This window comes from Arthrobacter terricola, from assembly GCF_004354015.1.
GTDB lineage: Bacteria > Actinomycetota > Actinomycetes > Actinomycetales > Micrococcaceae > Arthrobacter > Arthrobacter terricola.
This window is the reverse complement of record NZ_SMRU01000017.1, coordinates 116,433-136,449: the sequence shown is the minus strand read 5'-3', so window position 1 is coordinate 136,449 and position 20,017 is coordinate 116,433. Positions and strand designations below refer to the sequence as shown.

17 protein-coding genes, 1 tRNA gene and 1 pseudogene are annotated in these 20,017 nt (G+C 63.9%); 9 read left to right on the top strand and 10 right to left on the bottom strand.

Going from position 1 to position 20,017, the window contains the following annotated elements; translation table 11 throughout:
• Positions 1-285, bottom strand: a pseudogene (locus E1809_RS15320) (pyruvate dehydrogenase (acetyl-transferring), homodimeric type); the annotation flags it as partial.
• Between the two features lie 343 nt (positions 286-628).
• Between E1809_RS15320 and E1809_RS15315 the strand changes: the two are divergent.
• The 3 genes from E1809_RS15315 to E1809_RS15305 all read left to right on the top strand — a co-directional run bounded on the left by E1809_RS15315 (position 629) and on the right by E1809_RS15305 (position 3,822).
• Positions 629-2,197, top strand: coding sequence for an NCS1 family nucleobase:cation symporter-1 (locus tag E1809_RS15315; protein ID WP_133205096.1), 1,569 nt, complete (start codon positions 629-631; stop codon positions 2,195-2,197).
• 88 nt (positions 2,198-2,285) lie between these two features.
• Positions 2,286-3,041, top strand: a complete 756-nt coding sequence (locus E1809_RS15310; RefSeq protein ID WP_133205095.1) for an aspartate/glutamate racemase family protein — start codon at positions 2,286-2,288, stop codon at positions 3,039-3,041.
• Between the two features lie 16 nt (positions 3,042-3,057).
• Positions 3,058-3,822: an SDR family oxidoreductase gene (locus tag E1809_RS15305; RefSeq protein WP_133205094.1), complete on the top strand. Its 765-nt coding sequence runs from the start codon at positions 3,058-3,060 to the stop codon at positions 3,820-3,822.
• Positions 3,823-3,892: 70 nt separating this feature from the next.
• Here E1809_RS15305 and E1809_RS15300 read toward each other — a convergent pair whose 3' ends face one another.
• Entirely contained in the window at positions 3,893-4,261 is a 369-nt protein-coding gene (locus E1809_RS15300; protein ID WP_133205093.1) for a sterol carrier family protein, read from the bottom strand.
• Positions 4,262-4,276: 15 nt separating this feature from the next.
• Positions 4,277-5,293, bottom strand: a complete 1,017-nt coding sequence (locus E1809_RS15295; protein WP_133205092.1) for an asparaginase — start codon at positions 5,291-5,293, stop codon at positions 4,277-4,279.
• A gap of 199 nt (positions 5,294-5,492) precedes the next feature.
• On the opposite strand from E1809_RS15295, the gene purD reads away from it, so the two are divergent.
• Together purD and E1809_RS15285 are read left to right on the top strand one after the other, a co-directional pair.
• Entirely contained in the window at positions 5,493-6,803 is a 1,311-nt protein-coding gene (purD, locus tag E1809_RS15290) for a phosphoribosylamine--glycine ligase (protein WP_133205110.1), read from the top strand.
• 3 nt (positions 6,804-6,806) lie between these two features.
• Positions 6,807-7,742 (top strand): phosphoribosylaminoimidazolesuccinocarboxamide synthase, encoded by a 936-nt coding sequence (locus tag E1809_RS15285; protein WP_133205091.1) that lies wholly within the window; start codon positions 6,807-6,809, stop codon positions 7,740-7,742.
• Positions 7,743-7,766: 24 nt separating this feature from the next.
• On the opposite strand, the gene E1809_RS15280 is transcribed toward E1809_RS15285, so the two are convergent.
• Complete coding sequence (locus E1809_RS15280; RefSeq protein ID WP_235835616.1) at positions 7,767-9,194, bottom strand: helix-turn-helix domain-containing protein; 1,428 nt, start codon at positions 9,192-9,194, stop codon at positions 7,767-7,769.
• A 138-nt stretch (positions 9,195-9,332) separates the two neighbouring features.
• Between E1809_RS15280 and E1809_RS15275 the strand changes: the two genes are divergently transcribed.
• On the top strand, positions 9,333-9,554 hold the full coding sequence (locus tag E1809_RS15275) for a hypothetical protein (protein ID WP_133205090.1): 222 nt from the start codon (positions 9,333-9,335) through the stop codon (positions 9,552-9,554).
• A gap of 280 nt (positions 9,555-9,834) precedes the next feature.
• Here the strand turns inward: E1809_RS15275 and E1809_RS15270 are convergent.
• The 5 genes from E1809_RS15270 to E1809_RS15250 form a co-directional block, all read right to left on the bottom strand.
• Positions 9,835-9,911: transfer RNA gene (locus tag E1809_RS15270), tRNA-Pro, on the bottom strand.
• Positions 9,912-10,068: 157 nt separating this feature from the next.
• Positions 10,069-11,886, bottom strand: coding sequence for an ABC transporter ATP-binding protein (locus E1809_RS15265; protein WP_133205089.1), 1,818 nt, complete (start codon positions 11,884-11,886; stop codon positions 10,069-10,071).
• Positions 11,883-13,712 carry an ABC transporter ATP-binding protein gene (locus E1809_RS15260; protein WP_133205088.1) on the bottom strand — a complete coding sequence of 610 codons (1,830 nt, stop codon included), beginning with the start codon at positions 13,710-13,712 and terminating at the stop codon, positions 11,883-11,885. Before E1809_RS15260 ends, E1809_RS15265 begins: the two co-directional genes overlap by 4 nt.
• 322 nt (positions 13,713-14,034) lie before the next feature.
• Complete coding sequence (locus E1809_RS15255; protein WP_205754198.1) at positions 14,035-14,997, bottom strand: metallophosphoesterase; 963 nt, start codon at positions 14,995-14,997, stop codon at positions 14,035-14,037.
• Positions 14,990-17,350 (bottom strand): transglycosylase domain-containing protein, encoded by a 2,361-nt coding sequence (locus tag E1809_RS15250; protein WP_235835615.1) that lies wholly within the window; start codon positions 17,348-17,350, stop codon positions 14,990-14,992. Before E1809_RS15250 ends, E1809_RS15255 begins: the two co-directional genes overlap by 8 nt.
• Here E1809_RS15250 and E1809_RS15245 point away from each other — a divergent pair.
• Genes E1809_RS15245 through E1809_RS15235 form a run of 3 tightly spaced genes read left to right on the top strand, consistent with a single transcriptional unit; the run spans position 17,349 to position 18,972 of the window.
• Positions 17,349-17,501: a DUF4177 domain-containing protein gene (locus E1809_RS15245; protein ID WP_133205087.1), complete on the top strand. Its 153-nt coding sequence runs from the start codon at positions 17,349-17,351 to the stop codon at positions 17,499-17,501. The two genes, E1809_RS15250 and E1809_RS15245, sit on opposite strands and share 2 nt — an antisense overlap.
• Before the next feature lie 5 nt (positions 17,502-17,506).
• The gene (locus E1809_RS15240) at positions 17,507-18,043 is read left to right on the top strand and encodes a RidA family protein (RefSeq protein ID WP_133205086.1); all 537 of its coding nucleotides are present in this window, start codon (positions 17,507-17,509) and stop codon (positions 18,041-18,043) included.
• Positions 18,044-18,060: 17 nt separating this feature from the next.
• Positions 18,061-18,972: an NUDIX hydrolase gene (locus tag E1809_RS15235; RefSeq protein ID WP_133205085.1), complete on the top strand. Its 912-nt coding sequence runs from the start codon at positions 18,061-18,063 to the stop codon at positions 18,970-18,972.
• Between the two features lie 167 nt (positions 18,973-19,139).
• Here the strand turns inward: E1809_RS15235 and E1809_RS15230 are convergent, their stop codons facing one another.
• Positions 19,140-19,817: a Crp/Fnr family transcriptional regulator gene (locus E1809_RS15230; RefSeq protein ID WP_011775987.1), complete on the bottom strand. Its 678-nt coding sequence runs from the start codon at positions 19,815-19,817 to the stop codon at positions 19,140-19,142.
• Positions 19,818-20,017 lie beyond the last annotated feature (200 nt).

The window sequence follows — 20,017 nt, the reverse complement described above, 5'->3', positions numbered from 1 at the left end:
CGCCCGGTACCGGCGCTCGAACTCCTCATTGCCCGGGAATTCGGGCTCCTGGTCCGCCGGGATCGTGTTCACATAATCGGTCGTGGTCACCATCGGCACCCCCACCGACTGCGACCCCGCCCGCTGAAGCAGGCTACGCATGATGAACTGCGCCCGCTCCGTACCCTGCTCCCTGATCAACGCATCCAAAGACTCAACCCACTCGGCCGTCTCCTGGGGATCACGATCAGGCAACTGGGAAGTCAACCCGCTAAGGATGTGTGAGGTCTCTTCTCCTGCAGCCACGTCCAACCTCTCTTCATTGAATGTCTGGGCGCTGCACTGTAGTGCGCACTGTACTTGGCAAGAAATTTCGTATTGTGAGAATAAAATTCTGTAATTCGAGATTAGCTAGACGCCTGCCGGGCGTCAATCCGAGGCCCCTGCGCCTAGGCTTCGGAAGTCCGGAGAGCTCCTGCCAAGTGGTTTGTGACCGAAGACTCTACGCCCGGCCCCTTGACCTGAGGTGACCTAGCTCATACAGTTATTTCACTATTCAATAACTAGATTCCACGATGCGAAATATCTTGAAACTCTCCCAAAGCGTCCCGGAACCTAGTGCAGCACCACAAAGAAGTGGAGATCCACGATGCAATCGACTTCCCCGGTCGGCGTCACATCGACTCCGGAGCATGCCTCGCTCACTGAAAGTTCGCTACATCCCGCAGCAGGAAACGAAGTCCTCTGTGAAGTAGCGTCCGCTTCGGCAGGCCGCACCATCAGCCCTACCCTCTACAACCTCGACCTCGCTCCCACCAAGAAGGAAGGGCGGCGCTGGACGAGCTACAGCATCTTCACCCTCTGGGCCAATGACGTCCACAGCCTGGGTAATTATGCTTTCGCCATCGGCCTCTTCTCCCTCGGACTCGGCGGATGGCAAATCCTCGTCGCCTTGGGAATCGGCGCCGTCTTGCTTTTCACCCTCTTGACATTCTCCGGCTTCATGGGCCAAAAGACGGGTGTCCCGTTCCCCGTCATGAGCAGGATCAGCTTCGGCATCAGGGGAGCCCAGCTGGCCAGCTTGATCCGCGGAGCCGTGGCCGTCGCCTGGTTCGGGATCCAGACCTACCTCGCCTCGGTGGTACTCCGCGTCATGGTCGTCGCGATGTTCCCGGGACTCAAGGACCTGGATTCCAACTCCATCCTCGGCCTGTCCACGCTGGGCTGGATCGCGTTCGTCTCGCTCTGGATCGTGCAGCTCATCATCGTCAGCTTCGGCATGGAGATGATCCGCAAGTATGAGGCCTTCGCCGGCCCCATCATTCTCGCCACCATGCTCGCCATCGCTATTTGGGTCTTCGTGGAAGCCGGCGGAGCCATCCAGTGGTCCGGCATCAAGGGCCTCGAAGGCGGCGACATGTGGCGCACGATCTTCGCCGGCGGAGCCCTGTGGGTTTCCATCTACGGCACGTTCGTCCTGAACTTCTGCGACTTCACCCGTTCTTCGGTCTCCAAGAAGTCGATTGTCCGCGGCAACTTCTGGGGCATCCCCATCAACATGCTCCTCTTCGGCGCAATCGTGGTCATCATGGCCGGCGGCCAGTACAAGATCAACGGCCGGATCATCCAAAGCCCGTCGGACATCGTCCAGAGCATCCCGAACACGCTCTTCCTTGTCCTGGCTTGCCTCGCGCTGCTGATCCTGACCATCGCAGTGAACCTCATGGCCAACTTCGTGGCACCCGTGTACGCCCTGACCAACCTCTTCCCGAAGCACCTGAACTTCCGCCGGGCAGCCTGGGTCAGTGGAACCATCGGCCTCATCATCCTGCCGTGGAACCTCTACAACAACCCCGTGGTCATCGTGTACTTCCTCGGTGGACTCGGTGCGCTGCTCGGGCCGCTGTTCGGCGTCGTCATGGCCGACTACTGGTTGATCCGCCGCGGTAAGGTCAACGTCCTTGACCTCTACACGGACACCCCGACGGGAACCTACTTCTACAAGCGAGGCGTGAACCCGCGGGCCATCACGGCAATGATTCCGGCAGCCACCGTCGCGATCCTCATCGCCTTCATTCCCGCCCTCGAAGTGATCGCCCCCTTCGCCTGGTTCTTCGGTGCCGGCATCGGAGCGCTCTGCTACTACTTCATGGCAGACAAGAAGCAGCAGCACCAGGACGTCTCCGGCGAGCCGATCGCCGTCGTCAGCAACCACTGACAGTAGAACCTAAGCGACAACCAGCAACAACAGCCAGCGCGCGCCCTCGATACCGGGGGTGCGCGCTGGCAGCCCCGGAAGGAAAACCATGCGAATCCTCGTCGCAAACGTCAACACCACCCAGACCATGACGGACTCGATCGCAGCGCAGGCGCGGGCAGCCGCCGCTCCCGGCACCGAGATCGTCGGTATCACCCCACGCTTCGGCGCGGACTCCTGCGAAGGGAACTTCGAAAGCTACCTCGCCGCCATCGCGGTGATGGACAAGGTGGTCAACTACCCCGAACCGTTCGACGCCGTCATCCAGGCAGGCTACGGCGAACACGGCCGCGAAGGGCTCCAGGAGCTCCTCGACGTGCCGGTCGTGGACATCACCGAAGCAGCCGCCAGCACCGCGATGTTCCTCGGCCACAAATATTCGGTTGTCACCACCCTGGACCGCGCGGTTCCCCTCATCGAGGACCGCCTCAAGCTTGCCGGCCTCGAGGCCCGTTGCGCGTCCGTCCGGGCGAGCGGCATGGCCGTGCTGGAACTCGAGGAATTCCCGGAGCGGGCAGTGGAAGCGATTGTCGAGCAGGCCGAGCGGGCAGTGCGGGACGACAAAGCCGAAGTGATCGTCCTCGGTTGCGGCGGCATGGCCGGCCTCGACGAGCAGATCCGCCAGCGCTGCGGCGTCCCGGTGGTGGACGGCGTAGCCGCTGCGGTCACCATCGCCGAGTCGTTGGTCCGCCTCGGGCTTTCGACGTCGAAGGTCCGCACTTACGCCGCGCCGCGCCCCAAAACCGTCATAGGCTGGCCCCTGAACATCACGGACGCCGCAGCCGAAGCGCCCGCCGCACACTAACCTCCAGGAGTACCGCGTGAGCGAAACCAGTCCCACCCAGCCCCGGGTCGCCGTCGTCACCGGAGCCGGTTCCGGCATCGGGCGGGCGGTTGCCCGGCTCCTGCTGTCCGAAGGGTACCGGGTCGCCCTCGCGGGACGCCGCGAGGCGCAGCTCAAGGAGACCGCCGACGGGCATTCCGAGGCGCTTGTGGTGCCGTGCGACGTGACAGTGCCCGACGACGTCGAGCGCCTTTTCGCCGCTGCCCGCCAGCGCTGGGGGAGGGTGGACGTGCTGTTCAACAACGCGGGCATCTTCGGCCCATCCGGTGCCGTGGACGAGATCGGCGTGGACGATTGGAACGCCACTCTCGCGGTCAACGTCACAGGTTCCATGCTGTGCGCCGCGGAGGCCGTGCGGACCATGAAGGCGCAAGAGCCGCAAGGCGGGCGCATCATCAACAACGGCTCCATTTCGGCCCATTCGCCGCGGCCTTTGTCCGTCGCGTACACCGTCAGCAAGCACGCGATGAGCGGACTCACCAAGAGCATCGAGCTGGACGGGCGCCCGTACGGCATCACCTGCGGCCAGATCGACGTCGGCAACACCCGCACGGAGATCATGGACACCATCGGTGTCGGTTCCGGGGCACTCCAGGCCGACGGCAGCAGGCGCGTCGAGCCGATGTTCCCCGTGGAGGACGCGGCCCGCGCAGTCCTCATGATGGCCAACATGCCAGCCTCGGCCAACGTCGGTTCCGTGGTGGTCACCGCCGCGGGGATGCCTTTCGTCGGGCGCGGCTAACCCCGGAGTTTGTGTACAGATCCCATCCCTTAAAGCGCGTCTTAAGGGTCATCATCCGTACACAAACTCTCTAGAGGGGGAGTAGCTCCGACAGATCCGCGCGCAGGCCCGAAGCCGCGACACGTCCGGCGTTCACCGCGTCTGCCCAGGACATACGGCCGGTCACCATCTCAAGCCAAGTGGCGGCGTCGCACTCAATGACGTTCGGCGGCGTGCCGCGCGTATGCCGGGGACCCTCGACGCACTGCGTGACGCCAAACGGCGGCACGCGGACTTCCACTGAGTTGCCCGGCGCGCGTGCGGTGAGTTCCTCCAAGGAGTACCGCACCGCGGTGGCCAGGACAGAGCGCGACGGCGGCGTCTCGGGCTGGGTGCCCTGCCATTCAGCCAGTGCCGCCCGGCCTTGTTCGACGTCGATACGGCGCCGTGCAACTGCCATTCTCCGCTTCTCCAATCAGTCCAGCATCGCTGAGACCGCGTGGCCCAGGCGGATCTTGCCGACGGCATGGCTACCGCCGAGGACGGGCTCAACCACTTTTTCAAGGACGCTGGAAACACCCGGGATATCGACGGCTCCCACAACTGCCAGCAGGGTCAGCCCAACCAAGGTGGCAGCCCGGGGATTTCCGTCCAGGATTTTCACCGCGACAGACGCACCGGTCGGCGTCGCCATGACCAGGACCCCCTCCGCGCCACCCTTGGCAATGACATCGAGTTCGTCCATGACAATCGTGTTCGCTTCGCCCCGTCCCTGGACGGCCCAAGGGTAATCCAACATGGACGTCGCGATGGTTGCGGCCCGGGCGTTGGAGTTCCGGTCCCGGGGAGCCCGTGCGAGCCGCGAATAAGCCCGCGCAAGTCCGGTCAATGAGATGGCCGCCACCGGGGCCCCGCAGCCGTCGATGCCCAGGTGGGCGATCTTTTCGCCGCTGTACTCCTCGATCACGGAACGTACGCGCTGCTGGAGGGGGTGGTTCGGCTCAAGGTAGCTGTGGGTATCCCAGCCGTTCTCGGTGCATGCCCAGAGGAAAGCGGCATGTTTACCTGAGCAATTGAACGCGAGCTTCGACCTCCCTTGTTCGGAACGGACCAGCCAATTGCGGGCGATTTCGTCCTGTGGCCAGGCCGACGGGCATTGAAGCTGTTCCTGCCGGACTCCGGCGGCCTTGAGCATGCCTTCCACGACGTCCATGTGGTCCAAGGACCCGATGTGGCTGGCACAGGCCAAGGCCACTTGCGCGCCGCGCAACGGGACGCCCGATTGCATCGCAGCGAGGGCCTGGAATGGCTTGAGGGCAGAGCCTGCGTAAATGGGTGTTGTGACATCTCCGAGTTGGGCCACCACCGTGCCATCGCCGGAAAGGACCACGGCCGAGCCGATATGCCGCGATTCGATGAATCCGCTGCGCTCAACAACGGCCAACTCAACCGCGGACTCAACGCTGAACGTCTCATGCGAACTCAAGGGCATGAAGCAAGTCTATGGCGCGGAATCCCCGTTTTCCGGCTAGCCCACGGTGTGTATGAGTCTGTTGAGGAGCATGCTCATTTTTGGTGCTGTGGAGTGGGCATAGTGGGGTTATGTCCGTTGCTCGTGACGAGGGGAGCGCATGCTCGGTCGAGGAAACAGCTTAGGACTCCGGCGCCGGCACAAAGTACCCTTGAGGACTGTGAAGGTACTCGTCATTGGCCCCGGGGGCCGCGAACACGCCATTGTCCGCTCATTGCTCAAAGATCCCAACGTTTCCGAGGTCCATTCGGCACCGGGGAACGCCGGCATTGCCAAGTTGGTGCCCACGTACGCGATCGACGGCAACGATCCCGCTGCAGTCACCGCGCTGGCCACGAAGCTCGCGGTTGACCTGGTGGTCGTTGGCCCCGAGGCTCCCCTCGCAGCGGGCGTTTCGGATGCCGTGCGCGAGGCCGGCATTCCGGTCTTCGGGCCCAGCAAGGCCGCCGCGCAGCTCGAGGCGTCCAAGGCCTTCGCCAAGGAGGTCATGGCCGAAGCCGGTGTGCCCACCGCCATGGCCCGTGTGGCCACCAACGCCGAAGAAGCCGCGGACGCGCTGGACACCTTCGGTGCTCCGCACGTCGTCAAGGATGACGGCCTGGCTGCCGGCAAGGGCGTTGTGGTCACCAACAACCGCGAGGAAGCCCTCGCCCACGCGCAGACCTGCTTCGACGCCGGCGGATCCGTGGTGATCGAGGAGTACCTGGACGGCCCCGAGGTTTCCCTGTTCGTCCTGTGCGACGGCCGGACCACCGTCCCGCTGTCCCCCGCCCAGGACTTCAAGCGGATCTACGACAACGACGAAGGCCCCAACACTGGCGGCATGGGCGCCTACACCCCGCTCGACTGGGCGCCCGAAGGCCTCGTGCAGGAAGTCATCGACCGCGTGGCCCAGCCCACCGTGGACGAAATGGCAAGCCGCGGGACCCCGTTCGTCGGCGTCCTGTACTGCGGCCTGGCCCTCACCTCCCGCGGCACGCGCGTCATCGAATTCAACGCCCGTTTCGGCGACCCCGAAACACAGGCCGTCCTCGCCCGGCTCAAGACCCCCCTCGGCGCCCTCATGCTGGCAGCAGCCAAGGGCGAACTGGACCAGGCCGAAGAGCTGCGCTGGTCCAAGGACTCGGCTGTCGCCGTCGTCGTCGCCGCCGAAAACTACCCGGACACGCCCCGAACCGGCGACCGCATCCGCGGTTTGAACAAGGTTGACGCGCTGGAAGGCGTCCATGTCATCCACGCCGGCACCAAGCTGGACGAGGAAGGCCGGATCATTTCCGCCGGGGGCCGCGTGCTTGCGGTTGTGGCGCTCGGAACCGACCTCGTGGAGGCCCGTGAGCGGGCTTACGACGGCGTTGAGCTGGTTCAGCTCGACGGCGGACAGTTCCGTACGGACATCGCCGGTAAAGCGGCCAGGGGAGAGATCCACGTTTCCTCAACCGCCACCGGATCCATCCCGAACGTAAAGGCCTGAGCCATGGCTGAGAGCAACTCGCAAGGACTGCAGACGCAAACCCTCGACCTTCCGGGCTGGCAGCATGTCTACTCCGGCAAGGTCCGCGACCTCTACGTTCCTGCCGAAGATTCCGTGAAGGAACTCGTCGGCCAGGATTGTGTCTTGGTGGTGGCCAGCGACCGAATCAGTGCCTTCGACCACGTGCTGAGCAGCGAAATCCCGGACAAGGGCCGCGTGCTGACCCAGTTGAGCCTGTGGTGGTTCGAACAGTTGGGCGTGGAGCACCACGTGTTGGCGTCGACGACGGCGGAAGGCGTTCCGGCGGAGGTCGAGGGCCGTGCGATGATCTGCAAGCGACTGGACATGTTCCCCGTTGAGTGCATCGCCCGCGGATACCTCACGGGCTCCGGGCTCCTCGAATACCGCAAGTCCGGCACCGTGTGCGAGATTCCGTTGCCTGGCGGTTTGGTTGACGGCTCGCGCCTGGAGCACGCGATCTTCACGCCGTCCGCGAAAGCCGAGGTTGGCGAGCACGACGAGAACATCACTTATGACGACGTCGTTGCCATGGTGGGTGACGACATCGCCGCCCGCTTGAGCGAGCTGACGGTGAAGATCTACACCCGGGCCGAAGAGATCGCGCGTGAGCGTGGCATCATCCTGGCCGACACCAAGGTGGAATTCGGCATCGACGCCGCCACGGGAGTCATTACCCTGGGAGACGAAGTCCTGACGCCGGACTCGTCGCGTTTCTGGGACGCCGCCACCTACGAGCCCGGCAAGGCACAGCCCTCCTACGACAAGCAGTACGTGCGCGACTGGCTGACCTCGGCCGAATCCGGTTGGGACCGCGCGAGCGACACCCCGCCGCCCGCGCTGCCGGCCGACATCGTGGACAAGACCCGCGCCCGCTACGTGGAGGCCTACGAGAAGCTGACCGGCCGGACTTTCGCCTAGCCGGCGCCTGCGCCAGCTAGGCGGTCAGCCGGCCCGGAACGACTTCGCCGTCCCGCTGTGTTGGGCTGTTCCGTGAGGCGCCGCACCGTTGTGCGGAGCAGGTCCCTTGTGGTGGGCGGCTGAGCCGTGCTGTTCGGTTGTCGTGTCGTGCTCGACGGCGGCCGGTTCCGTAGGATCGTTGCTCGCCGGGGCGGTGCCGCTCCCGGCGGCCGCGCGGCGCTCTGCGAGCCGGATTTCCAAGGCGGAGTCCATGGCCTGCTGGACCCGGTCGGCTGCGCCGGCGGCGGAAAAGTCGCGTTGGGCTTCCTCGAGATGGAGCAAAGCATCGGCATTCTCGCCGGCGGCTTTGAGCGCCTTGCCAAGGAGCAGCGCGACCTCGCCGGCTGTGTGCCGGGCCAGGACTTCGCGGTCGGCGTGGATTTCACGCAGCTTGGTGATCGCCGCGGGGATGTCGCCCGTCAGGTACAGCCAGCGGGAACGGATGAAAGCGACCTCGAGCTGGTCCGTCTTGTTGCCGCCGACAATGGACAACGCGAGTTCTGCACGTTCGATCGCCGAGAGCGTCTCCGGCTCCACAATGCCCGACGACAACCTGACCGCCGCCGAAGCCTTGTTGAAGCGGGCCCACAACTCAATGTCGTTCGCGGGGGAGAGCAGCTTGGCCGCACGCTCGTGGTGCTTGATGCCCTCCACGTAGTCGTGCCGCATGAAGGCGACGTTTCCGATGACCCAAGCAACTTCGCCGGCGAGCTGGGACATCGAGTAGTTGTCCATCTGCTCGTTCATGGCTTGGCAATAGGTCCAGGCTTCGTCGAGCCTGCCGCTTTCGGCAAGCGCTCCGATGAGTGCCCGGTGCGCACCGATGATCAGCGTGGAGCCCTTGGGCAGTTGCGCGGACAGCCTTACGGCTTCCAAAGCGTGCTCGACGGCGGTGGACAGTTGGCCTTGTCCGTGGCAGACCGCGGCAAGCATCTGACGGGCACGAACCCCGAGGCCGACGGATTCGGTAGCCATGGGATGCTCAAGCAGGTGCTGGATGATCTGCTGGCATTCCTTCAATTGCCCTTGTTTCATGAGGCACTCGGCCTGCATATACGTCATGTTCCACCAAGCGCTGGTGTTCTTGGCCTCAAGGGCGATCTGGGCGGCGGTTGACGCGTGGCTCGCAGCGAGTGGGTAGTCCCTGAGGTCCCATGCCTGCCGGGCGTAGAGTCCGGCGAGCACGTATTCCGCGTCGCTGACGGACACCGGTTGACTCCAAGCTTCCAAGGCCTTTGGCGCCAGCTCGAGGCGCCGTGCGAGTTCTTCGATGACCTCGGCGGTAGGTTCGCGGCGTCCTGTTTCAAGAAGCGAAATGTAGCTGGGTGAGTAAAGGTCGCGGCCTAATTCGGCCTGGGTCAGCCCACGTTCGAGCCGCTCGGCACGGAGCTTTTCTCCGAATCCGTTCCCCACAGGTTCCTCCTAGAGGCTGGTCTATGCGTTGTCTTTACGCCGACACCTTGACAGTCGCTGTGGAAAACATTTTACAATGAATGTCAACAGGGACCGCGTAATTTCCGTAACGAATCCGACTCGCATTGAGGACAAATTATGTTGAAGAAGATTGCTGCAGCAGTCGCCTTGGCCGGCGCTCTTGCATTCTCCGCCGCGGCTCCGGCCGTGGTAGCCGCAGCCCCTGTGGCAAACACCGTCAGCACGGTGCTCAGCATTGGTAACTGGCCGGATCCCATGCGGGTCTCCCAGGCGATCGGTAACTGGCCCGACCCCATGGTGGTCCCCCAAGCTATCGGTAACTGGCCGGATCCCATGTAGGCGAGGCTACACGACGGCCCCCAGCCGCCGCTTAATTCGAATGAATTGAAGAATCCCCGGACGTCGAACTGGACGCCCGGGGATTTTTTTGTGCGTCGCCCGGACGCGTCCCTCCTGGATACTCTGAGAGGGCTCGAAACCGTTGTTAACAACACTTGTCTCTAAACGCAGAGTGGCTAACTAAAACCGGTCAAAGGAATGTTTTAGCGTTTTTCCAGCGATAGCGAAACGCTCGTTAAATAAGATAGAAGGCCCTTCTAGAGTAGGGCCTTCTATCAATTGGTCGGGATGACAGGATTTGAACCTGCGACCTCTTCGTCCCGAACGAAGCGCGCTACCAAGCTGCGCTACATCCCGATCCGCTGCGAAAGCAACTGTTCAAGAATAGCCGATGCTCGCCCGGATACGAAATCGAGTCCGTTAGCCCCTGCTGGCCCCAAAGGGCCCGCCGTCGGGCACTTAGCCAGGTGTCGCCGTCGGGCACTTACTCGACAGCGACCCCGCACCGCCAGCGTCACACCAGTGATTCCTTCCACGAGCCGTGCAGGCGCGCGAAACGCCCACCGCCGCTGATGAGCTCCGCGGGAGAGCCGTCTTCAACGATTCGCCCGTCATGCACCACGAGAACCCTGTCTGCCGTTTCCACGGTGGAGAGGCGGTGGGCGATGATGATCGCCGTCCTGCCCGAATCAGATCCCGACAGGAGATTGGAGAGGCCGGCCTGGACAAGCCGCTCTGACGGGATGTCCAAGGACGACGTCGCCTCGTCGAGGATCAGGACCGCGGGAGCCGCGATGAAGGCCCGAGCGAAGCCGATCAACTGCCGCTGGCCCGCGGAAACCCGTCCGCCGCGCTTGTTGACGTCGGTGTCGTAACCGTCAGGCAATGCCGCGATGAAATCGTGCGCTCCGACGGCGCGGGCCGCGGTTTCGATCTCTTCGCGGGTGGCGTCCGGCCGCCCCAGGGCAATGTTGTCGGCCACCGTGCCGCTGAACAGGAACGCCTCCTGGGTGACCATGACGACGGCGCGGCGCAGGTCCGCCGTCGAGAGCTCCCGGAGGTCGACGCCGTCGAGCGTCAAGGATCCCTCCGTGACGTCGTAGAAGCGGGCGATCAGCTTCGCGAGGGTGGACTTGCCGGCCCCGGTCTGTCCGACCAATGCCACTGTTTGCCCTGCTGGAATGTGCAGGTTGAGCTCGGGAACCACCACTTTGCCGTTGCCGTAGCCGAACTCCACGCCATGGAAGTCGATCTGGCCCCGGGCCTCCGGCAACGGCACGGGGGTCTTGGGTGGTCGCACGGTGGGGACCTCTTCGAGCAGGCCCGAGACCTTCTCCAACGCTGCCTGCGCGCTCTGGAAGGAGTTGTAGAACATGGCCATTTGGTCCACGGGCTGGAAGAAGCGCTTGGTGGAAAGGATGAGTGCCAGGAGCACGCCCACGGCCAAGCCGCCGGACAGCACGCGGAAGCCGCCGACCAGCAGCACCACAGCGACGCACACATTCCCGATCAGGACCAGTCCGGGCTGGAAGATGCCGTTCAAGTTGATGGAGCGCACCGTGACTTTGCGGTAGTGCTCGGTGAGTTCCCCGTACCGCTCGGCGTTCTGCGGTTCCCTGCGGAATGCCTTGATGGCGCGGATGCCCGTCATGGTTTCCACGAAGTGCACGATGAGGCTTGCGGACGCTACCCGGGATTCGCGGAAGGCGATTTGGGAGTGCTTCTGGTACCAGCGGGCCAGGAAGTATGCCGGGACGCCCGTGGCGAGCATGATGAGTCCGCTGACCCAGTCGAGGGCGAAGACGGTGAAGGCCGTGAACAGCATGAACAACAGCCCTGACGCCAAGGAGCTGACGCCGGAATCCAGCAGGTCGCGCAGCGCTTCGAGGTCGGAGGTTTGCCGCGCGATGATGCGACCCGAAGTGTACTTTTCGTGAAACTCCAGGCTGAGGCGCTGCGTGTGCCGGAAGACCCTGATCCGCAGGTCCAGGAGCATGGCCTGGCTCAACTTCGCCGTCGACGTCACGTAGACGGCGGTCAGCAGCGCGGTCGCGATCGCGGCTGCCACGTACATGACGCCGGCGAGAACCAGCGGGAAGCTCTTCCCCGCTGCCAAGGACGGCAGGGCGTGGTCGATGCCGAAGGCGATGATCGCCGGTCCCGCTACACGTGTGGCCTGCGAAAGAACCACCATGCCGAGCGTCAGCCAGAAACGCAAGCGCACGGGACGGATGAGCGACCCCAGCAACGCGACCGACCGCCGTCGTACTGCCTTGCTTTCGCTGCGGCTCAGGTTCGAGTTTTCTTCGTTGGCGGTTCCGAAGGTGGTCATCGGCGGGCCTCCCCGGCTTGGTTCAGGCGCTGTTCGGATTCCAACTCGTGCTCGAGTTCGTCGAGCTCGCTGTCCAGGTCCTTCGGAGCGGCGTCGAGGCTCGCGATCACGTAACGGTAGTGGGCGTTGCTCGCGAGCAAGTCCGTATGGGTCCCGACGGCGGTGATGCGGCCGTGCTCCAGGAGCGCTACACGGTCGGCGAGGGCTACGGTCGATGGCCGGTGGGCGACGATGAGCGTGGTGGTGTCCCGGAGGACGTCGCGCAGCCTGGCTTCGACGAGTTCCTCGGTGTTCACATCCAAAGCTGACAGCGGATCGTCGAGCACCAGTACCTTCGGTTTGGCCGCAATGGCCCGGGCGAGGGCGATCCGTTGCCGCTGGCCGCCGGAAAGGCTCAGTCCTTCTTCGCCGATGAGGGTCTCGACGCCGTCGGGGAGGGAATACGCGAAGTGTGCCTGCGCGACGTCGAGCGCTTCGTCGAGGGCCGCTTCGGAGGTGTCCGGCGCCCCGAGCAGGACGTTGTCCCGGACCGAACTGGAAAACAACGTCGTGTCCTCGAAGGCGATCGCGACGGCGGTCCGCAACTCCTCGATATTGAAGTCGCGCACGTCCACGCCGTCGATGCTGACAGAGCCGTCTGACACGTCGTAGAGCCGGGGGACCAGTTGGAGCAGGGCGCTCTTGCCGCTGCCGGTGATGCCCACGAGGGCCATCGTCTCGCCAGGTTCGATGTCCAGGTTGATGTCGTGCAGGAGCCCCGCACCGTCGTCGAACGCGAAAGCTGCGCCCTTGAAGCTGAGGGCTCCACGCAATTCAGCCGGCGACTTCGGCTGCTCCGGGCTAGTGATGGCGTTGGGAATGTCCATGACCTCGAAGTGGCGGTCAAGCGCTGTTTTCGCCGTCAACGCCATGGCGACGAGGGCGCCCGAGACTTCCACGGGCGCCGCGACAACGGCCGCCGTCGCGAAAAACGCGACAAGCGAACCCACGCTGAGTTCGCCCGCCGACACGAGCAGCACCCCCGCGACGAGCCCGACGCCGAGGGCGAGTTCCGGGAGAAGCGTCACCACGAGCGTGAAGGTGGCTTGGTGCTTGGCCTTGGCGATCTCGGTCCGCCGCAGCCCCTCGGCTTGCTCGTTGAAGTTCTCAAGCGCCTCGCGGCTGCGACCGAATGCTTTCAGCACACGGATGCCGTGGACGGACTCCTCAACCGTGGTGGCGAGGTCCCCGGCCTGGTCCTGGCTGAGCCTTGTGACAAGGCTGAACCGCCGGCGGAAGCGGAAGGAATTGATCATGATCGGCACCGCCGCGGCGAGGAAGATCAGGGCGAGCTGCCAGCTCATCGTGAACATCACGACGACGCCGATCACCACCGTGAGCGTCGTGACCACCAGCATGATGGCACCGAACGCCATCCACCGCCGCAGGAAGTTCAGGTCGGTCATCGCGCGGGACAAGAGCTGCCCGGATCCCCAACGATCATGGAACGCGACGGTGAGGTCCTGCAGGTGTCCGTAGAGGGAAACCCGCATCTTCGCTTCCACCGTGGTTGCGGGGTTGATGACGAATTGCCGGCGCAGTGCGACGAGGCCCGCCTCTGCTATGCCCAGCAAAAGGACAACTCCGGCGGCGGCCCAGACGGCGCTGCTCGGACCGCCAGGGTGGAGTGAACCGTTGATCAGGATCCGGAGCACCTGGGGCACGGCAAGCGCCATAATGCTGGCCAGCAATGCGCTGAGCAGCCCCATGAACAGGCGCGGAAGGATCGGTCTGACGTGCGGATAGAGACGTCTTATGGAAGTGAAAAATGAGGTCTGTTTGGCCATGCCCGCTTCTCAACAGCATTGTCCCGGCGTGTTTCGTGTGACGCCCGGGGTGTTAGTTTCCTGTAGCAACTACCTTATGCCATCCCGTGAGCCAGCGGACAGCAGCATTGCGTTGTGTGATGGGAGGCATTGGGGTGGGGGTGGGTTGGGCCGTTCACTCTGCCGCCCCCAGAGGAGCATGCTCATTCTTCACCGTGAGCAGTGGACATAACGGGGTTATGTGCATTGGTGGGCTCGGGCGAGGAGCATGTCCAGTGGCGCGGGGTGCGCGGTGATGAGCATGTCCAGTGGTGGGGCGAAGGAACGCCCGGCTACGCGCCCACTACGCTCGGGCCGTCAGCGTCAGCATCACGGCTTCCGGCTTGCACGCGATCCTCACAGGGGCGAAGCGCGAGGTGCCAATGCCGCCCGAGACGTTTACCGGCGTCGTACGTCCATCGTTTTCCCAATCGTGGAGGCCCTTGGCGCGCCAGGTGGGGAGGTCGCAATTGGAGACGAGTGCACCGTAGCCGGGGATACAGATCTGGCCGCCGTGGGTGTGGCCGGCGAGGATGAGGTCGGCGGCGTCGTTCGTGAAATGGTCGAGGACGCGCTGGTACGGGGCGTGGATGACGGCGACCCGCACGTGCGGGCGGGAGTCCTGGCCCGCCGTGCCCCGGGGCCAGCCGGAGTATCGTTCGCGATTGAGGTGGGGATCGTCGACGCCGGAGAAATCGAAACGGATTCCGTTGATCGGCAAGGACTGATGCCTGTTGGTGAGGTCGATCCAGCCGGACATGCCGAACCCGGAACGCAGGCGCGGCCAATCGAGGGGCACGGGATTATCACTGACTCGTGAAGGGCCGCGGAAGTAGGCGGCAGGATTCTTGAATCGCGGGGCGAAGTAGTCGTTCGATCCCGGGACGAAAACGCCTGGGAACTCGAATAACGGCTTGAGCGCATCCAAGAGCGGAATCACGGCGTGGGGGTGGCTGAGGTTGTCGCCTGTGTTCACCACGAGATCCGGTTCCAGTAAGGCGAGCGAACGCAGCCAGTCGGCCTTCTTTTTCTGGCCTGGAACGAAATGGATGTCACTCAGGTGCAGCAACCGCAGCGGGGCGGAGCCCTCAGGGAGGATCGCCAGCGTCTCTTCGCGCAGGACGAACTGGTTCTTCTCCCAAAGTCCATAGGCAAGGCCCGCCGTTCCGGCTGCCGCGCCGAGTCCGGCAGCGACGGCGAAGCCGCGTCCGACGCTTCGGACGCGGCTTGCCAGTGAATCGAGGGCGGGCACGAGGACGTTAGCCATTCTTCTTGCCATTGCCATTGTCGCCATTCCCATTCCCGTTCCCGCTGGTCGGCTGGGTGGTCGGCTGCGTGGTGGCCGGTGTGTTGTTGTTCGGCGTGGTTGTCCGGTACCCGGGCGGATCCAGCAAGTTCGACGGCGGTGCCGGGAACGGGTTGGTTCCGTAAGCGGGTGCGATCTCGGACATGTACCTCGAGAACTGCGGACCGGCGATCATGTAACCGTCGATGCTGGGGTAGAACTTGCCATTGACCGTGATGTTTCGTCCCGGACGGAGCTGGCTGCCCAAGGGGTCACCGAACCAGCTGGCGGTCGCGAGGCCGCTGGTGTAGCCGACAACCCAAGTGGAACCGTTGCTGTCGTTGGTACCCGTCTTGGCGGCGATGGGGAAGGAGGTCTTCGTCGAGATCCTAGGTTGGATCAACGAACCCGAACCCTGGTTGAGGACTTCCTGCATCGCGTATGCGACACCGTGGGCAACCTCCGGGGTGACGGCACTCTTGCAGTTGGGGGACTGTGCCGGCAGCTTCGCGCCCGTCTGGTCCGTCACCGAGGTAATCGCGATGGGCTCGCAGTACGTGCCGTTGTTGGCGAAGGTGGCCATTGCGCTCGCCATGGTGAGCGGAGCCGTCTGGGTGGAACCGATCAGGTTACCCAGCGTGGTCATTTGAACCTTGGGATTGGGATCCGCGATCTGTCCGCTGCTGTCGCGCACAACCTGTCCGCTGCCGTCCCGCGCAGGATTGCCACCGTGGATTCCGACGGCGTCCACGACCTTTTGGATGCCGCACAGGTCCAGCTGGGAGGCCGAGGCGAACGTGGCCGTGTTGATGGAGTTCATGAGGCCGTACAGGACGGTCATGGGACGGTAGTAGCCGGGATCCGAATTCTGCAGGTCGAATGTTCCGTTGCTGCTGTCGTACCAACCGTTGACGGGGGTAGAGCAGGTGTTCCGCCAAGGGAAGTTTTGCGGGTAGCGGCGAACGGCCGCATTGATGGTCGTGTTCATCGACTTGCCCTCATTGAGCCATTCGGCAAACGTGAAGGGTTTCATCGTGGATCCCGGCTGGAAACCGCCCAAGCCGTTGAGGTCGTTGCCCTTGGAATCAAGGACGTCGACGTTGAAGTTTTGAGTCTGGTCGAACTTCCCGGCTTGTGGCAGCCACACTGTGTTCTGTGCCATGGAAACGATCTTGCCGCTTCCAGGTTGCACCGAGACGATCGTGGCACCCCATTTGTCCGGATTGTCTCCTGTTGTGCCATTGACCTGCGCCTGCGCTGCGTTCTGCGCCTTGGGGTCAAGGGTGGTCTGGATGGTCAGGCCGCCGCGGGAGACGCGGTTGATCCGCTCGTCCTGGGTGGCGCCATAGGCCGGGTTGTTGTACAGCAAGTGCAGCACGTAGTCACAGAAGTACGGGGCAGTCGTGGCGTAGGCACAACCCTGGAGCGGCTGCGTGACCTTCGTGGTCACCGGCGTCGCGATGGCGGCGTCATAGTCCGCCTTCTTGATCTTTCCCTGGTCCAGCATGAGACCGAGTACGAGGTCGCGGCGCTGCTTCGCGTGGTCCGAGTTGGCGATGGGGTCGTAATAGGACGGGCTGTTGACGACGCCGGCCAGCAGGGCAGCCTGCGGGAGGGTCAGGTCCTTGGCGGTCGTGCTGAAGAAGAACCGCGAAGCCGCTTCGATGCCGTAGGCGTCCTTATTGAAGAAGACGATGTTGAGGTAGCCCTCAAGGATCTGCTGCTTGGAGTATTTCTTCTCCAAGGCGATGGCCAGCTTCATTTCCCGGAGCTTGTCGCCCACGCCCTTGTTGACGCCGTTGAGCTTGACGTCAGCGGCCTTGTCCTGGGAAACGAGGGACTCGTTGATGACGTTGTTCACGTACTGCTGGGTGATCGTGGAAGCACCCTGCTTTTGGCCGCGCGCAGTGCTGACGATTGCGCGCATGATGCCGGTCGCGTCGATGCCGCCGTGCTCGTAGAAGCGGCTGTCCTCAACCGAGACGATCGCGTCCTTGATGTACGGACTCATCTGGTCGAGGGAGACGTGCGTGCGGTTCTCCGAATAGATGGAAGCGATCTGGCTTCCGTCCGCCGCCAGAATGGTGGTCGCCTGGCTGGGCGGGTTCACCGTGAGCTCGGCCGGCAGCGTGTCAAAGAATTGGATCGACCCACTCGCGGCACTGCCTGAGACGGCCGCCGCGGGGACGAGCAAGCCCGCCACAAGGACACCACAAATAGCGCTCACGCCAAGGAATCCGAGGATCTTTCCGAGGGTGGTGGCAGTGTCGAATATGGGGTTCCTACGAGTCACCATGTTCTCCACTTTACCGGCAAGGGCTAGGCTTTCTTTCATGACCAAATGGGAGTACGCGACGATTCCGCTCATCATTCATGCCACAAAGCAGATCCTCGACCAGTGGGGAGAGGACGGCTGGGAACTCGTCCAGGTCGTTCCGGGACCCGATGGAAACGGACTAGTTGCATACTTGAAGAGGGAGAAGTAGTAACAATGACAACCCCCGCAGAAGCCACCGCCGGCGCGGAAACCACCGCCCCCGTGTCCGCCGTCGAGCAGCGCCTCGCCGAGCTCGGACTGACCCTGCCCGGCGTCGCCGCACCGGTAGCCGCGTACGTTCCGGCCGTTGTCACGGGCAACCACGTGTACACCTCCGGACAATTGCCGTTCATCAACGGCAAGCTCGAATCAACGGGTAAGGTCTCGAGCGGCGACGAAGGGCTTTCGGACGAGCCCACTGTGTCTCCGGAAACCGCCCAGAAGTATGCGGCCATCTGCGCCGTGAACGCCCTGGCCGCGGTCAAGAGCGTCATCGGCGACCTCGACCGCATCACACGCATCGTCAAGGTCGTCGGCTTCGTGGCCTCCGATGCGTCCTTCACCGGCCAGCCCGGTGTGATTAATGGTGCCTCCGAGCTCCTCGGACGTGTCTTTGGTGACAAAGGCCAGCACGCCCGTTCCGCCGTCGGAGTTGCAGTCCTTCCGCTCGATTCGCCCGTCGAGGTCGAGCTGATCGCTGAATTCAGCTAAGGAACCGGTTCACTCAATTGCCACAGCTAGCCCGACGCCTCTTCGCGTTGCCCCCTGAACTTGAAGGTGCGGCACGGAACTGGCTTAAGCTCGGCGAGGGGACTCCCAGCGCCGCGCGCCTTGCATCTTCTGTAGTTTTGCTCCGCGATTCGCCCACCGGCTTGGAGACGTGGATGGGTTACCGTCCCGGGTCCTCGCCGCTGGGTGTGGTCGCGTTTCCGGGCGGGTCGCTGGACTCGTCCGACGACGACGCCCTCGGCTGGCTGGGCCCCTCGCCTCAGCATTGGGCCGAGGTTCTGGGGACCACCGACGTCGGACTTGCCCGCCGCCACGTGGTGGGCGCCATCCGCGAGCTGTTCGAGGAAACCGGCGTTTTGCTGGCCGGTCCGGACCTTTCCTCCACGGTCGAGGGCACGTCCACTCCCGAATGGATGAAAGCCCGGGAGGCCGTTGCCGCCCAGGACAAGTCCCTCACCGACGTCCTGGCCAAGCGCGGCCTGTCACTCCGGACAGACCTGCTCAAGCCGCTCGTGAACTGGCTCAGTCCCGATTTCTCGCACCGGCGCTTCAACACCCGCTATTTTGCCGCGACGGTTCCCGTGAACCAGCAGCCGACGCTCTTGGAAAGCAAAGGTGTGTGGGGCCGCTGGGTCAGCGTTTCGACGATCATCGCCGAGCGCGGAACCACTGCCCTTGGCGACGAAATCGGCCAAGAAAACACCGCGGGCTTGCCTTTGGGTCAGCTCCTGGTGCCAGGCTCCGAGATCATGCTCGAAAAGATGGCCGCGGCCCAGGGTTGCATCGCGTACCTCAGCTATAAGCGCAAGCCGCACGTGTACCAGCCACGGCTTGTCGAAGAGGACGGGACACTCATGCTCGAAGTAGAAGCTGCCCGGACCGTGTCAGGGGAGCCGCAGCGCGAGCGCTGACGACACGGAAACTGCCCGGCGATACGTAAGCCGCCTGGCGACGCATAAGCCGCCCGGCGACGCATGAGCCGCCCGGCGACGCGCAAACCGGCTGGCGACGCGAGAAAGGCCTGGCGACACCGAATTCCGGTGTCGCCAGGCCTTTTCTGCGTCGCTGGGAAAAATCCTTAGCGCGAACGCTGGCGCAGGCGCTGCATATCCAAGATGACGACGGCGCGTGCTTCCAAGCGGAGCCAGCCGCGCTGCACGAACTCGGCGAGGGCCTTGTTGACGGTTTCGCGCGAAGCGCCGACCAACTGGGCGAGTTCTTCCTGGGTGAGCTCGTGGGCGACCAGGACGCCGTCGGTCGCGGGACGGCCGAAGCGGTCGGCGAGGTCAAGGAGGGCCTTTGCCACGCGGCCCGGGACGTCCGAGAAGACGAGGTCCGAGAGAGAGTCGTTGGTGCGGCGGAGGCGGCGCGCAAGTGCCTGCAGCAGCTGCGCAGACACTTCCGGACGGGTACGCAACAGGGCGTTGAGGCTCTCGTTCTTCAGGCCGGCCAGGCGCGTCTCGGAAACGGCAGTGGCCGTGGCGGTGCGGGGGCTGGGGTCGAAGAGGGCCATTTCGCCGAAGAGCTCGCCCGGGCCGAGGATCGCCAGGAGGGACTCGCGGCCGTCCGGCGACGTGCGGCCAAGCTTAACCTTGCCGGACACGATGAAGTAGAGCTGGTCACCCTGGTCGCCTTCGCGGAAAACGGATGCTCCGCGTGAAAGGTCCACCTCTGTGAGTTCGTCCGTCAGCAGGCGGAAAGCGTCGTCGTCAAGGGTGGCGAAGAGGGGTGCGCGGCGCAATACCTCGATGTCCATGTAATCTCCTGAGTAAAAGTTCGGCTGTGGCGCTTCAGCCATTGTTTCAGAATTTTGTCGAGTCTGTGACGTACTTGGCAGCTGAAACGCCCGAAAACACGCGGTATAAGCCCAAATTTGTGCAGTGACAGGGCATGGAGCCGCTGTTCGGGCCATCGTGCTCCCGGCTAGGGGTCGACTCCTCCCGGAAGGGAAGCTGT

Excerpts from the sequence above, each read along its gene's own strand:
- E1809_RS15315 (WP_133205096.1), top strand. The coding sequence starts at position 629 with ATGCAATCGACTTCCCCGGTCGGCGTCACATCGACTCCGGAGCATGCC.
- E1809_RS15310 (WP_133205095.1), top strand. The coding sequence starts at position 2,286 with ATGCGAATCCTCGTCGCAAACGTCAACACCACCCAGACCATGACGGAC.
- E1809_RS15300 (WP_133205093.1), bottom strand. The coding sequence starts at position 4,261 with ATGGCAGTTGCACGGCGCCGTATCGACGTCGAACAAGGCCGGGCGGCA.
- E1809_RS15295 (WP_133205092.1), bottom strand. The coding sequence starts at position 5,293 with ATGCCCTTGAGTTCGCATGAGACGTTCAGCGTTGAGTCCGCGGTTGAG.
- E1809_RS15285 (WP_133205091.1), top strand. The coding sequence starts at position 6,807 with ATGGCTGAGAGCAACTCGCAAGGACTGCAGACGCAAACCCTCGACCTT.
- E1809_RS15275 (WP_133205090.1), top strand. The coding sequence starts at position 9,333 with ATGTTGAAGAAGATTGCTGCAGCAGTCGCCTTGGCCGGCGCTCTTGCA.
- E1809_RS15265 (WP_133205089.1), bottom strand. The coding sequence starts at position 11,886 with ATGACCACCTTCGGAACCGCCAACGAAGAAAACTCGAACCTGAGCCGC.
- E1809_RS15260 (WP_133205088.1), bottom strand. The coding sequence starts at position 13,712 with ATGGCCAAACAGACCTCATTTTTCACTTCCATAAGACGTCTCTATCCG.
- E1809_RS15255 (WP_205754198.1), bottom strand. The coding sequence starts at position 14,997 with ATGGCTAACGTCCTCGTGCCCGCCCTCGATTCACTGGCAAGCCGCGTC.
- E1809_RS15245 (WP_133205087.1), top strand. The coding sequence starts at position 17,349 with ATGACCAAATGGGAGTACGCGACGATTCCGCTCATCATTCATGCCACA.
- E1809_RS15250 (WP_235835615.1), bottom strand. The coding sequence starts at position 17,350 with ATGAAAGAAAGCCTAGCCCTTGCCGGTAAAGTGGAGAACATGGTGACT.
- E1809_RS15240 (WP_133205086.1), top strand. The coding sequence starts at position 17,507 with ATGACAACCCCCGCAGAAGCCACCGCCGGCGCGGAAACCACCGCCCCC.
- E1809_RS15230 (WP_011775987.1), bottom strand. The coding sequence starts at position 19,817 with ATGGACATCGAGGTATTGCGCCGCGCACCCCTCTTCGCCACCCTTGAC.